Consider the following 14,458-nt stretch of genomic DNA (forward strand, 5'->3'; position numbering starts at 1 on the left):
CATCCTTACGGATAGACGCGGAACGTAGAGAGGACACCGCCCTGCGGGATCTTGTCGAGGCCAGCGGCTTTCGCCATGGCCGTCGCACCGATCGCGCCGAACTTGTCGTCCATATCGAGACCTGCAGTGACCGGGATACCGATCCAGCCGCCAAGACCCTGGAACACGGAGATGTACTCTTTGTCGCCGACTTTCCAGGCGATCGGGTTGCCGATGATGCCGGAAGCAAGCTTGCGTTCCCAAAGCACCTTGCCGGTATTGCGATCGACCGCGCGGAAGTGGCCGCTGTTCGAGCCGTAGAACATCAGGCCGCCGTCGGTGTTGAGCGTACCGGACCAGTTCGGATAGGGATCCGGAATTTCCCAGTCTGCCGTACCGGTCACGATGTCGAACTTCTTGATCTTGCCGGTAATGCCTGGCTTTTCAGGATACATGTAGACATTGGCGAAGACGTACACGGTGCCCTGCTGGGTATGCGTACGATCCTGCGGTTCGTCTTCCATGCACCAGTTGTTGGTCGGGCAATAGAACTTGTTCGGTTCTTTCGGGTCGACCGAGCACGGCTGCTGGTCCTTGCCGCCCATCGCCGACGGGCAAGCCTGGACGTTGCGGTGACGCTCGAACGGCGAGTGCTCATAGACCTTGATCGGACGGCCGGTCTTGAGATCGACCTTCTCGGCCCAGTTCACGGTCACGAACTTATTGGCGCGCAGCAGCGTGCCGTCGTCGCGATTGAGAACGTAGTTGAAGCCGTTACGATCGAAGTGAACAAGGACGTCCTGCTTCTTGCCATCAATGTCGAGATTGTCGACGAGGATGTTCTCGTTGACGCCATCGTAGTCCCACTGATCGAACGGTGTCATCTGGTAGGCCCAGGCGACCGAGCCATCTTCGACGTGGCGGGCGAAGATGGTCATCGACCACTTGTTGTCCCACTTGCCGTTGTTGCACTCGTCATGGGTCTTGGCGCCGCAGCGATAAGACGGGCTCCAGTGGCCGGGGTTACCGGTCGACCAGTAGACGAGCTTACGCTTCGGGTCGTAGCTGCCCCATGCCCAATACGAGCCGCCGCCGATTTTCCATTCGCCGCCGTTTGTCGCTGGGTAGCTCGAAACGCCGATGTCGGAACCGGCCGTGCCGTACTCAGGGTGCGCTTTATTGGTGTCTTTCGTCAGGCACACGTCCTTGTCGGGGCCGTTCGAATGGCACTTCCACACAACTTTGCCGGTCTTGAGATCATATGCCGTCAGACGGCCGCGTGCAGCAAATTCGTCGCCGCCGAAGCCTGCGATCACAAGGTTCTCGGCAATCAGCGTCGGACCAGTGATCGTTTCGCCTTTTTCAGGATACGCATGCTTGACGACCCACACTTCCTTTCCGGTCGACGCGTCGAGTGCGATCACGAAGCCATCCAGAGTGTGATAGATGACCTTGCCGTCGGCATAGTTGACGCCGCGATGAACGGTATCGCAGCAGGCGCGCGGCACGGCTGTTTCATCGCGGTCCGTTTTCTTGACGTAGTTCCAGACCTGGACGGGATTATCAGGGTCCGTCAGATCGAGGGCCTGCAGGATGTTGCACTGGGCCATGTTGGGGCAGCCCGACGAGAAGTACATCATCGGCTTGCCGTCATGAATGACGACAATCGGCTGGCCTTCATGTCCGCGTAGCGCGCCGGTCGATTGCGACCAGGCAAGCTGTAGCTTGTCGACGTTGCCGGTATTGATGTCGGAAAGATCCGAGTGGCGCGTCAGCTGGTTGTCGCGGCCCGGCGCCGGCCACAAATTCGGGTTCTTCGCCTCTTGTTCAATCTGCTCGTTGGCAAAACTTGGCACAACTGTAGCGCCGCATAGGAGCGCCACCGCAAGCCCGCCCGCCAACAGGAACGATTTCCTGAAGCTCATGGGTTTTCCTCTCCATCCTTTTCGATACAGACGCTTGCCTTGCAACCGTGCCTTTCAGCGCCGGTTCGCTTCCAATTGCGGCCACACAAGCAAGAGCAATCGGCATTGCATCTTTTGGTCGCCAGGCAGGCACGCGTTCAACACGCGTAACTTCCCAACAAAAGAGCGGAGGATGGCGTGAACATCTGGAGGACCGGATCTTCACTCCAACCTGCCGCAAGCGTGGCAACCGGACACTAGGTGTCAGTTCCCCAGCCCACCACGGGATGATTTCCCGATGTTTTTTGTCTGCATTCCCATTGCGATCGGGATTGATCGGTTGACGCGCGGTTCTAATTCTTGCGCATTTCAAGCGCCATTCTGATGAGATCGGCGGTCCTCTCGACCGCAAGCTTGTTCTTCATCAGACTGCACGCATTGGCGACCGTCTTGTAGGCGACATTGAGAGTTGACGCGATCGCCGAGAGGCTCTTGCCCTCGCCGAGCAATCTCAAAATCTCGATTTCCCGCATAGTCAGCCGCTCGAGAAGATCGCCGTCCCCGGAAAACTGCTTCATAGCGAGGTCCGTCGCGATGTCCCGCTCTACGTAGCGTTTGCCTTCGGCGACGCGCAGCACCGCGGTTACGAGCTCTTCGGCGGAGGCGCCTTTCGAAATATAACCCCGCGCGCCCGCCTGCACAGCTCGCGCGGCATAGATCGCCTCGGCATGCATGCTAAGCATCAAGACCTTTGCGTTCGGATTCTCGATAAGAAAGCGCTTCAGAAGTTCGAGGCCGCTCGATCCTGCGAGACTGATATCAAGCACAACGACATCGGGGCTCTGCTGGCGAAACACTGTGAGCGCTTCGTAACTCGTCGCCGCTTCGTAAATGTCCGCACTCGGGATTGCTGAGAGAAGACGGCGGACGCCCTGGCGGACAAGAACGTGATCATCGACCAATAGGATCTTCATCATATCCCCGTGCCTGTTCTCAAGGATTCGGATGCACTCGATTTCATGGCGAGATAAGGGAATTGCGCCTCGACCAGCGTGCCGCTGCCGTCCGGACGATTCCTTATGCTGAAAGTGCCGTTGCGCGAGGCGACCCGCTCCCGCATGCCCGTCAGTCCGTGTCCCGAACGGTTGGATTTCAGGCCGCCACCATCGTCGACGACGCACACGCGGACGCTGTTGCCCTCCAAAGCAACCGTGGCGTCGATCGACGACGTATTGCCGTGACGAACAGCATTGCTCATGCTCTCTTGAATGATGCGGTACACGACGGAATCGAGCTCGGCGCCGACGCCGCCCTCCGGAATGATTGTGTGAACATTCAATCCGGGATGACGGGAGGTCCAGAATTCAACCAATCTCTGAACGGCGGCTTCAAGGCCCAGATCTTCGACCGTTCCGGTTCTCAGCCTCCCGAGAATTTGGAGGACGCGCTTCTGACTAAGACCCACCGCCTCGCGAATGGAATCGAGGCGCTCAAGCACGTCAGGGTTTGCGCTGTCTCCGAGCGCCTTCTGCACCGCCGCCGCGTCGAGGCCAACGGAAAACAAGAGCGGCCCGATCTCGTCATGAAGATCGCGCGCCAGCTCTGCCCGCTCTTCGTCCTGCACGGTCGACAGCTGCTCTTCGAGCAACGTTTTCGAAGCCTCGGCCTGTTCGAGCTGTCCCACCATGTGGTTGAAACCGCTCGTTACCGCCCGTAGATCGCGAGGACCGCCTTCAACGATCCGCAAACTGAAATCGTGCTGCGCTACTCTCGCAATGGCGTGGCGCAATTGATCGAGCGGTTTCAATTCCCGCTCAACGGTCCAATAGATGAGCGCTGAAACGAGCCCGGCGAGAATCCCTGCGAGGAGCAGGCTGTTCGCAAGATCTTCCCAAACCTCCTGCACTTCGTTGCGGGGTTCCGCCTCGATCAGAAACGCGGAATAGCCCTGAACATTCGGCGGCGTCGGAACCCGTGCTGCTTCGGGTGACCCTCCGAGCAATTTGTAAAACCAGGCCGGTGCTGGATCATTGGGCGTTTCAATATGCGATTGCACGACCCTGTCGCCGCTCATATCGAGAAGCGACACACGCAAATGGCGCCCATTGTTGAACTGCTCGATGATGCCGCTCAATTTCTGATACGGGTTCGGAGAACCCTTCAGCCCATTTACTCCATCCTCCAGAACCTGTTTGCCGACCACGAACGCGGAATGCAGCTCGGTCTCTATCTTTGCAGCGGCGCGCCAGTAGGACATGAACGCGCCGATCAACAGGCTTAGTGCCAGCACGAGCGCGACGTTCAACAGGAGCCTTTGACGGAGCGACATGGCGCGAACATCAGGGTTTGATGACAAGGCCCCATGGGAGGCGGCCAACGGGGATGGATTTCTCCGCTTTCAAGCTGGCGACATCGATTACGGTAACATCGTTCGAGAGGCCATTGGCGGTGAACAGCTTCGTATGATCGGAATTGAAGTCCATATGCCAGGGGCGTTGACCCACGAGAATAAGGCTCAACGTCTTGTAAGTGGCTGTGTCTATGACCGCGATGCGATTGGCCCGGCCTAAGGCGACGAACGCGTGCTTGCCGTCGGGAGTGAATTTCACGCCCATGGGCTGGATGAGTTCCGGCCGGACGCCCGGGATGTCGAACGTCAACCTTTGTTTGATCTTGCGTTGCTCCGCGTCGATAACCGATACCGTGCCGCCGACCTCCGCGGTGACCCAAACCTCTTTTCCATCGGGCGTATAGCGGGCGACTCGCGGACGCGTATCGACGAGCACGTTGGCAACGACCGCCATCGATTTGATATCGATGAAATGGGCCATGCTCGTCGATTCCGAGGTCGCAACCACGACAGTATCATCAGGGGATACCGCCATCCCTTCGGGCTCGACGCCGATCTGGATCTCGCCGCGCACCGATCCGTCGGCGGCGCTGATGACCGTCACCATGCCGTCGTCTTCGTTGGCGATGTAGATGAACTTGCCGGCGTGATCAATGTCGAGCAGCTCGGGGTCTGGACCTGACGTCTCGTGTGTGCTGGTGATTTCAAACGTGGTCGTATCCATCACGTCGAGGCGATTGTCGTCGCCCGCGCAGATAAAAAGCGTTTTGTAATCGGGCGACAGCACCATTCCGCGCGGCCGTTTTCCGACAGGCACGGTCTTCACCACTTTCAGCGTACCCGTATCGAGCACTGTAATGGTGTTATCTTTCTCGTTGCTGATGAAGGCGGTGCCAGCGATTGCCGGGTGCGCGAGCCAGAACAAAACAATTGCCAATTTCCAACCCAATCGCATCATTCGGCGCCCTATGATCCCTGCCCTTAGTTTCGCTGCCGACATTTCGACTCTGGCTCGTCGTAGCCGAGCGTGTCGGTGAGATATTTCGGATGCAAAAAGCCGTCCTGTGGCGATATCGAAACAAGCGCCCGCGGGCCCGCAAGCAGGATCGGCTGACGCAATTGACGATCCCACCGGCGAAAATTCATGCCTTGAGATTTGAACCCGGCGACTTCGAATTTGTCCGACATCAGGTATGACCGGAGCACGCCCGGCTCGGCCGAGTTCGTACGCGTCACCGCTTCGCCGAAGGTGCGCACGGCGAGCCAGGCGGAATAATCGCGCTCTGTCATGATGCGGCCGGTCTTGCGTTCGAACCGGTTCTGCATCTGTGTTGCGGCGCTCTCCTCGTAGGAGCGATGCCATGAGACGGCGGTGAGGCCGTGCGTGCCTGCAACGGGGCGCGGTTCGTAGGTGTTGAACAGAAGGTAGTCGCCGAAGCTTTCCTCGACATCCGCAACGATGATGACGTCAGCATCGCCGAGGCCCTGCGTGAGCAACGGCATCTGCTTCTGGATTTGTTGATGCCCGGTGTCTGTGCGGCGAGAACCCGCGACATATGCGTAGGTCTTCTCGCCAACAATCTTTCCACCGAAGCGCACTGCCGCCCGGCGCATCGCAGCTGCGTAGTCCTTATCCTTCGGCCTCTCACCGGAGATCAGCGCCCACTTCCTCCATTGCTTCCAGATCAGGAACTGAGCGAGCGCATCAGCGCGCATCGCCCAATCGGGAGGGATGTGAAAGACGTTTTGACGGCAATCTTCGTTGCGAAGTCTGACGTCGCTCGAGCGGATGCTCAGAATAATAGCATCTCTCGCCTCGGGAAGATCGGCGACGGCAAGAAGATCGGCCGGTTCGAGATCCGCGACGATCAACGAAACGCCCGACTTCAGCAGTTCGAGCGCCTTCGGCTCAAGATCGTCGCCTTCAGGAATGATGGCTTCGACGAGTGCATAGTTTTGGCCAATAAGGCGGCCCGTCATGTTGTCTTCAGTAATCCCGACTCGCGCGCCCTGGATGCCCTTATCCGTATAGATCTTATCGATAAGGGAGAGTGGCTCAGCTTCTACGTATGTCTTGCCAAGGTAGGCTATTCTTATGGAGAGTGACGCGTGCGCGTCGCCACCGGGCGGAGCGTCATCGCTCCGCACCGGATCAGCCACACACATCAGAAATGCCGCCAGCACGAATGCAAACCCTTTGGCAACATGCATTGTGCTCGCAAGGACGTACGAGGCGCGTCGTTGTTGCCGCGTCACCAAGTCCTTTTCGAGCCCTTGTAGAGCGAGTGAACGAAGGCAATGATCTTCCACAGCTCGTCGTCGTCCTTGATGATTTCGCCGAATGGCGGCATCGGTCCAACGACGGCTTCTTGGCCTTTGCGGGTCAAACCGTAAGTCTTCTGCAGCTCTTGGCTGCCATGGGACACCAACCGGAAGAGTGTGTCGTCCTCGCCGCCATAGACCCAGGTTTCATTTGTGAGCGGCGGACACATGCCGCCGCCGCCACCACCACCGTGGCAGCCGTTGCAGCTGTATGAGAAGTAGAGTTTCTTGCCCTCTTCGATTTTGTCGGCCTGATCCGTGTAAGGGTTCTTCATTGTCCCTATCGGATTTGCCTTGTCGACTTCGAGAGGTGGCTTGTGCGTCACCTCCGTCGGCTTCCTGGCCTTGAATTCTTCGTAAGCCTTGGCGGCCGCGGCTTTGGCTGCAGCCTGCGGATCATCGTCGTCATCGGCCATGACGATGTGAGCGGATGCGAACAATGCCGCCGCGCCGAGTATGAGGGCAGCGATAAATACAGATACCCAATTCCAATTTCTCACGAGCCGATCCTTCCCTGCATATTCTGATTGACCCCAAGTTCCCAATTGATTGGTTCGGTTGACGACCGACGCCTTCCATTTAACGCGTTCGCCGTTGCCGAAATTTCCCGAAATTGATTGTCAGAGCGCGGCTCAATTGCTCCGCTCCTGAGAGAGAAGGCCGAGCAAGCTGACGACCGAAGCGTTGCCATTCTGGCGCGCGAGATCGACGGCGGTCTGGCCTTGCGGCGACTTGAAATTCTGATCGGCACCCGCCTGTGCCAGCAGCCCGACGATCGGCGCGTTGTTGTGCGCGGCAGCGAGGAGAAGCGCCGTCACGCCCGAGCCGGAAACATCGTTGACCTTCGCACCTTTTGCGATCATCGCGCGTGCAACATCGATCGGACCCGGATCGCTGGGATTTACCTTTTCTATGCGCGATACCCCGGCGCCCAATGTCAGCTCTCGGTCTTCAGAACCGGAGATCAGCATCAGTGGCGTCAGCTTCGCCTCCCCGTCCGCCGTCTCGACGTTCGCGCCGGAGGCGATCAGGGCGACCGCTGCCTTGTATTTGCTTTCCAGGATCGCCAGCGCGAGCGGCGTCACACCTGCCGGCGTCCGCGCTTCAAAATCGGCGCCATGCGTCCCCAGCGCTTCAATGGTGGGCGCCGAATTACGCAGTACGGCATGCTGTAACGGGGTATAGCCGTCCCGGTCCTTTATGTTGACATCGGCTTTGCGGGCAATCAGTTCAGCGATGATTTCCGGACGCTCGTTTCGCGCCGCGATGTGCAACGGCGCATATCCCTCTGGATCGAGCTTGTTCACATCAGCACCCTTGTCGATCAGGAAAGAGACGCGGTCTTTGTCATTGGCGAGAACGGCGTTCGAAAGCTCCTGGTTGATGTCGGCTCCGTCCTTAAGCCAGTTTTCCAGACGTTCACGCGTGACGTTCTGGTCGGGCGCGATCGCGACGTGCGCAGGGCCGGTATCCACAACGGGCTTCGTATAGATACCGTGCGAGGGTAGATCGCCGGCGACGAAGCAACGGCTGCACTGTACGAGTGGCACGCCATAGTCCCGCAGTATTTTTTCGATCTCAGCCTTCTTCGCTTCCAGCGCCAAATCGAATTTGTATTTGAGAATCCAATCGATTTTCCTCAGTCCGATCGTCAGATCGAATTCGAGCGGAACATCATCCTCGTCGAGATTGACGGGCTGGATAACGAGTGGCTCGCCCTTCATCGTCTTCAGCCAACCGGCGAATGGGCCCCACACTGCCGCAACATCGAGTTTGCCGTCGAGGACATCCTGCACCTGCCGCCAAGGTTGGGCTGCGGGATCGAGGTCAGAATTGTGGCTCAGGACGTGCAGGCTGACGTTGCTGCGTATGCCGCGCTCGGCCAGCGCCATGCGAATGCCGGACGTCTGAAACGTGCCAATGGAAAGCTTCTGCAGTTGCGGATCGTCGAGGTTCTTGATCTTCAGACCGCGGTCGCTGCGGTACGCGAGGACATACGTCGTCCGATAGATCGGCTCCGTCGTCAGGACGCGCTCGAAGCCGACTGGGAGATCGAGCAGGACATCACAATCGCCGGATTCGAATGTTTGACGGGTGATTCCTCGTTCGAGATAGGGGCGCCAGAAATAGGTCACGGACGTGCCCATTTCGGCCGCAAGGAGTTCGATAATCTTGTTTTCGAAACCGGCGCGATTGATATCCGAAAGCGGCAAGTTTCCCGGATCGCCGCAGACCTGGAGCGCCGGAATCTGCCGCTCCATCGCGGCCTTTTTCAACGCGTTGTGATCGGCAGACGTCAGCGGTATCTGCGCTTCGAGGTGAGCCAGCGCCGTGTCGAGACGAATCTTGTCTTTGTCCGCCGGAGCATCTGCAGCGATAGCCGTCTGGCCGGCAACATTCAGGCCGGACGTCAGCAGTGCAGCCGCGAGGGCCCGGAAACGCCGCGAACGCCGCCAACTGCGATCAGAAGCCATTGAGGTGACTCTCATTTTGAAATCGCGCGCCTTGCTCAGAGGCGCTCATACCGACGACGGCGCCCGGCGAGTAATTCGCCGAGCGCCAATCGACTTCTTTGCGTAGCGACGGATTATTCCATCACCCGGAACGTGAAGAGCGTTCCGGCCTGGGGAATCTTGTCGAGGTTTGCAGCTTTGGTCATGGCCGTGGCGCCGATCGCACCGAACTTGTCGTTGAGATCGAGGCCTGCGGTGACGGGTACGCCGATCCATCCGCCAATACCCGACAGGATCGAGACATACTGCTTGCCTTTGATCTTGTAGGTGATCGGATTGCCGATGATGCCCGAGGCGAGCTTGCGATCCCACAGTACCTTGCCGGAGTTGCGATCGACCGCACGGAAATCACCGCCAAGCGAGCCGTAGAACATCAGGCCGCCGGACGTGTTGAGCGTGCCGCCCCAGTTCGGATACTGATCCGGAATTTCCCAATCGGTCTGACCGGTCAAGACATCGTACTTTTTGATCTTGCCGGTGACGCCGGGCTTCTCCGGGAACATGTACACGTTGGCGAACACATAGACCGTGCCCTGTTGCGTGTGGCTTCGTTCTTGCGGCTCAAGCTCCATGCACCAGTTGTTCGTGGGGCAATAGAACTTGTTAGGTTCTGCCGGATCGACCGAGCACGGCTGCTGGTCCTTGCCGCCCATCGCCGACGGGCAGGCATTGACGTTGCGGCCACGTTCGAGCGGCGAGTGCTCGCGCACCTTCACCGGACGGCCCGTCTTAAGGTCGATCTTCTCGGCCCAGTTCACGGTCACGTACTTATTGGCACGGAGCAGCGTACCATCGGTCCGGTCGAGAACGTAGTTGAAGCCGTTGCGGTCGAAGTGGACGAGCGTCTTGCGGTCTTTGCCGTCGACGTTCATGTCGACGAGAATGTTCTCGTTGACGCCGTCATAGTCCCACTGATCGAACGGAGTCATCTGGTAAGCGAAGACCGCTTCACCCGTATCGACCTTGCGCCCGAAGATGGTCATCGACCACTTGTTGTCGAACTCCCCCGTGTTGCATTCCTCGTGCGTTTTCTTGGCGCAACGATATGCGGGGCTCCACAGGCCAGGGTTGCCTGTCGAGTAATAGACCATCTTCAGTTCCGGATCGTAGCTGAACCAGCCCCACGCCGAACCGCCGCCGATCTTCCAATCGTCGCCGACGTGCGTATGGATGCCGAGATCCTTGCCTGCCGTACCGTAATGGGGATTTGCCTTGTTGGTGTCGGCAGTCAGACAGACGTCCTTGTCGGAGCCCGTCGAGTAGCATTTCCAAACCTGCTTGCCGGTCTTCAGATCATAAGCGTTGACCCGGCCGCGGGCCGCGAACTCGTCACCGCCGAAACCGATAATAACAAGACCATCGGCGATAAGCGGCGCGTTGGTGATCGTCTCACCTTTTTCCGGCCACGCATGCTTGACGACCCAGACCTCCTTGCCGGTCTGCGCGTCGAGAGCGATGAGGAAGCCGTCGAGCGTGCCAAACACGACCTTTCCGTCGCCGTAAGCCGGGCCGCGGTTGACCGTATCGCAGCAGGCTCGCGGCACGGCGGTTTCATCGCGGTCAGTCTGCTTTACATAGTTCCAAATCTGCTTCGGATGGTCGGGATCGGAAAGATCGAGACCCTGTACGATATTGCACTTCGACATCTCAGGGCAGCCCGAGACGAAGAACATCATCGGTTTGCCGCCGACGTCTTCGATCACCACGGGCTGGCCTTCATGACCGCGAAGCGCGCCGGTCGATTGCGACCAGACCATCTGAAGCTTCGAGACGTTGTCGGTATTGATGTCCTTAAGTGGGCTGTGACGGGTCAAGGCATTGTCACGGCCTGGCGCAGCCCACTCGTTGGGGTTGGCCGCGCGTTGCGTAGCTTCATCGGCAGCGGCTGGCAGGACAAACCCGATCAGCGTCGCCAAGATGCCGCCCGCAAGATAACGGAGCGATCTCATTCTCATTGTGCTTCCTCCTAGCCTCTCATTTTCACCGCGGTCCGCTTTCGCCAAATCGCGGCACGGCTCTTTTCCGGCTTCGCGGCAAGCAAAGAGACTTCGTTCCGCAAACCGGATGGTCGCGGATTGAGAAACGACGAAGTGAATTCGCTGACTGCGTGCGTCGGGTCGTTATTCAGCTACCCCGCTCAACGCGCGGCAACTCGCTGTACTTCAGCGTTCGGACGCTAATGTTCAAAATTTTCCGAAACCATGGGAGTAGTTCCTAGCGCACAGAGGAAGACTTCCTCTTCACACGGATGTGATGTTATTACGACGCCTAGGGATCACTTTGCCCGCGAGGAACGCGGCTCCGCTAACGTCATCTGACGACGGAAGCCAAAAAAATGGCGCCGAGCGGGAGGACGGGAGGAAACCGCTCGGCGCCTTGCAACGTGGCATTTGCAATATGCCGATAGCCTTCAACATTCCGCCACGGGCAATTCTCCCGAATTCCATGCCTCAAAATCCCGGGAGCGAGATTTAAGTTCAATCGTTTGTGAAAGTTGGTCTTCAAGGCCCTAGGACGAGTGCCGCGAGCTTATCGGCCAGGACGTCCATGTCTTCCACGCCGTCGCTATTCGTCAGTAGGGTAACCGACACCCAATGATTGCCGCGAGGGCGCACGATCAAATTGAAAGCCGTGTAACCCGAGACGGTTCCGCTGTGAAAATAGCGGTCCACGCCATCCTTGTGCGTGATGAACCAACCCGCGCCATAGTACGTCCAGACATCGACGCGGGCCGAATCCGAGAGCATGACATCGCGCATAGCCGGGGTCAGTGCGCGCCCCTCCATCAGGGCCTTATTCCATTTGAAGATATCGATGACGGACGAAGCAACGTCGCCACTGCCTTTCAACCAATCGGGCTGCGTGAAACGCGGCCGGCGGTGATAGTGCGGACTTGCCAGGCGATGGGCAAAGCTCGGGTCGCTTCCGAATCCCGTGTCAGCAAGGCCGAGGCGCGAGAAGACTTCCTCCTGCAGGATGCGGCGGTAATCGCGCGACAAGCCATTGACCTCGACGGTCTCCATGAGTTCGGAAAGCAGGAAGTAGCTCGTATTCGAGTATTCGAACGATCCGGGAAAGCCGCTCGGCCGATAGTCTTTTATGCCATCGAGCAAGCGTGGGGCGGGCACGGCTCCCCAGGGGTCCAGCTCATGGGGCGGGCGCCGCGTGAAGTTCGGAAGGTTCGACGTCATCGACAAGAGATTGCCCACCGTAATGGGCGGCCCCCCTTCGAGCGTCCAGCCATCCGCGACGTTGAGCAGTTTTGCGACGGGCGTGGCCGTGGTCAGCGGTGAACCGTCTCGCTGGACAACTGCGTTCTTCTCAATGAGCCGCAGGACTGCCGTGGCTGTGAACTGCTTCGTTATCGAGCCGACCATGTAAATGGTTTGCGCGGCCGCCGGACGGTGCTTGTCATCCACGTCTCCAAATCCATCAACGTAGAGCAGTGTTCCATCGCGGCCTATTGCGACGCTCATTGCCGGGATCCGAAACGACTTGCCATCGGCGCTCGCGGCCATGAAGTTTTGAATCGACGTTGCAGCAGACGCCCCAAGGGAGCCGGGTGTGTCCGCTGCCCCTGCCGGGGTGCGCGCGAGCGACATGGCGACTACGGCTAGAAGCAATATCCAACGGCAAGCTGCCATACGCGTCCTCAGCCCCGCGGCGCGAAGTCGTGCATTGCCGGTGCGGCTCCCGGCACAATCAGGAATATTTCCCCATGGAACAGCCGATTGCAACGGCTGGCGATGAAGTATTCTAAGCGGCATGCTTCGAGCAACTGCACAGCTGTCGTTTTCTCATTCGCCATCGACTGCAGAGGAAACCATGCAATCCATTTTGCGAAAATTTTCGGCTGTTCTTGCGTCCGCAGCAGCCGCACTCATGACCTTTACATTTGCGGTATCGGCCGACGATGATCCTTGGCCTGAAATCCAAAAAGCGCTCTTCGCCAATCGGTCAGTGCAAGACGACCCGGCGAGTGTCCAGATCTTTGCGCCGAACCAAGCGGATGACGCCGCCGTGGTGCCAGTCTCGATCAAGATCCCGTCGACCGTGGCGCCTTCCGCAAAGTCCCTAACGCTGATCATCGACAGAAATCCTGTGCCGATTGCCGCGACATTCGCATTTGGCGATGGCTTCAGGAAGGGAGCTGACATCGGAGAAAGGACGATCGCAACTCGTATTCGAGTGGATGCGTTCAGCCGCGTTCGCGCCGTTCTCGAGACGACCGACGGCGTGCTCCACATGGCATCGAAATTCGTGATCGGCTCGGGAGGATGTTCGGCGCCGGCTTCAAAAGATCAGGAACAAGCACTCGCACAAATGGGAAAGGCGCATCTTACAGTTTTGCGCGACGATTCGAACGGCAAGGATTGGCGCGAAGCGCGTGTGATGATCAAACACCCGAACTTCACCGGCATGCAGATGAACAAGACAACGGGCGATTACACGCCTGCTCGCTTCGTCAACGCCATCGAAGTGAAGCAAGGCAATACTGTGTTGTGGTCGATGGAGGGGGGCATTTCGATCTCGGAAGATCCCAACATCCGCTTCACGTTCGCGACGGATAGCCCCGCCGATCTCGAGTTTACTGCGACCGACACGAGCGGGGCCAAATTCCGGGCGACGGGCTCGATATCTCCGCCCTCCTAATTCTCCCGCCGTTCGGCCTCACTTCCGTTATCAACGGGCACGTCAACGTCTTGCGCAGGGCTTCGACGAGTTCATCCTCCGTCTCGACCGAGAGATAGAGGCCGCCGGTTTGTTCAGCCAAGCAGCGCGCGCCAAAGACCGCTCCGAGCCCAGCCGCATCCCTATGACGATAGCCGATAACATGGATCGTCAAATCCGTTGCATCCGCTTTCAACGCTTCGGCCAGCTCGCACGGCTTGCCGGCGCAGGTTTCTTCGCCGTCGGTCAAGAGAACGACGACCGAGGGATTGTGCCGATAATCCAGAATATCAGCGGCGTCGCGAACGGATTGCGTTAGCGGCGTACGGCCCATTGGCTGAACCTTGTCGACCTCGGCGACGATCGTCGGACCGGCATTCAGTTGCGGCCGGACCTTCAATTCAATGCTGTCGCATTGGTTGTAGGCACCCTCGCCGTAGATGATCAATCCCATTCGGCGGGATGCCGGAATTTCCGGAAGAATCCGATGGAGCGCCCTTTTCACCCGCTCGATGTGCGGTTCCTTCGCGGTGAGGTCCGTCGTCCCCATCGACCCGGACGCGTCGAAGACGAACATCAGATCCTTGGTGCATTCGGCCTTCTTGTCAGCCGGTTCGGCTCGCGCCGAAAGCGATACTGGCGACATGATCAGGAGCGCGTAGAACATGCTCACGCGCCACAGCCACCGCAGGAAAATAGCTTTTCCAATCATCGGTACG

General features: G+C 58.6%; 11 protein-coding genes. 1 reads left to right on the forward strand and 10 read right to left on the reverse strand.

Going from position 1 to position 14,458, the window contains the following annotated elements; translation table 11 throughout:
* Positions 1–5 precede the first annotated feature (5 nt).
* The 9 genes from AB4Z24_RS09175 to AB4Z24_RS09215 form a co-directional block, all read right to left on the reverse strand.
* A complete protein-coding gene (locus AB4Z24_RS09175) occupies positions 6–1,904 on the reverse strand; it encodes a PQQ-dependent dehydrogenase, methanol/ethanol family (RefSeq protein ID WP_441707668.1) in 1,899 nt (632 codons plus the stop codon).
* 332 nt (positions 1,905–2,236) lie between these two features.
* Entirely contained in the window at positions 2,237–2,857 is a 621-nt protein-coding gene (locus AB4Z24_RS09180; protein WP_441707670.1) for a response regulator, read from the reverse strand.
* Positions 2,857–4,212: a histidine kinase gene (locus AB4Z24_RS09185; RefSeq protein WP_441707672.1), complete on the reverse strand. Its 1,356-nt coding sequence runs from the start codon at positions 4,210–4,212 to the stop codon at positions 2,857–2,859. Before AB4Z24_RS09185 ends, AB4Z24_RS09180 begins: the two co-directional genes overlap by 1 nt.
* A 10-nt stretch (positions 4,213–4,222) precedes the next feature.
* The gene (locus AB4Z24_RS09190; RefSeq protein WP_441707674.1) at positions 4,223–5,191 is read right to left on the reverse strand and encodes a PQQ-dependent catabolism-associated beta-propeller protein; all 969 of its coding nucleotides are present in this window, start codon (positions 5,189–5,191) and stop codon (positions 4,223–4,225) included.
* Positions 5,192–5,214: 23 nt separating this feature from the next.
* On the reverse strand, positions 5,215–6,444 hold the full coding sequence (locus AB4Z24_RS09195; protein WP_441707676.1) for an ABC transporter substrate-binding protein: 1,230 nt from the start codon (positions 6,442–6,444) through the stop codon (positions 5,215–5,217).
* Positions 6,445–6,485: 41 nt separating this feature from the next.
* A complete protein-coding gene (locus AB4Z24_RS09200; RefSeq protein WP_441707678.1) occupies positions 6,486–7,055 on the reverse strand; it encodes a c-type cytochrome in 570 nt (189 codons plus the stop codon).
* A gap of 132 nt (positions 7,056–7,187) precedes the next feature.
* A complete protein-coding gene (locus tag AB4Z24_RS09205; protein ID WP_441707680.1) occupies positions 7,188–9,029 on the reverse strand; it encodes a quinoprotein dehydrogenase-associated putative ABC transporter substrate-binding protein in 1,842 nt (613 codons plus the stop codon).
* A gap of 113 nt (positions 9,030–9,142) precedes the next feature.
* Positions 9,143–11,023 (reverse strand): PQQ-dependent dehydrogenase, methanol/ethanol family, encoded by a 1,881-nt coding sequence (locus tag AB4Z24_RS09210; protein WP_441707682.1) that lies wholly within the window; start codon positions 11,021–11,023, stop codon positions 9,143–9,145.
* Positions 11,024–11,569: 546 nt separating this feature from the next.
* Positions 11,570–12,712, reverse strand: a complete 1,143-nt coding sequence (locus AB4Z24_RS09215) for a serine hydrolase domain-containing protein (RefSeq protein ID WP_441707683.1) — start codon at positions 12,710–12,712, stop codon at positions 11,570–11,572.
* A 238-nt stretch (positions 12,713–12,950) separates the two neighbouring features.
* Between AB4Z24_RS09215 and AB4Z24_RS09220 the strand changes: the two genes are divergently transcribed.
* Positions 12,951–13,721: a quinoprotein dehydrogenase-associated SoxYZ-like carrier gene (locus AB4Z24_RS09220; protein ID WP_441707685.1), complete on the forward strand. Its 771-nt coding sequence runs from the start codon at positions 12,951–12,953 to the stop codon at positions 13,719–13,721.
* On the opposite strand, the gene AB4Z24_RS09225 is transcribed toward AB4Z24_RS09220, so the two are convergent.
* Positions 13,657–14,451, reverse strand: a complete 795-nt coding sequence (locus AB4Z24_RS09225) for a vWA domain-containing protein (RefSeq protein ID WP_441707687.1) — start codon at positions 14,449–14,451, stop codon at positions 13,657–13,659. The genes AB4Z24_RS09220 and AB4Z24_RS09225 overlap by 65 nt on opposite strands.
* Positions 14,452–14,458 lie beyond the last annotated feature (7 nt).

Source organism: Hyphomicrobium sp. 2TAF46, assembly GCF_052114865.1.
In the GTDB taxonomy this organism is placed as follows: Bacteria; Pseudomonadota; Alphaproteobacteria; order Rhizobiales; family Hyphomicrobiaceae; genus Hyphomicrobium_B.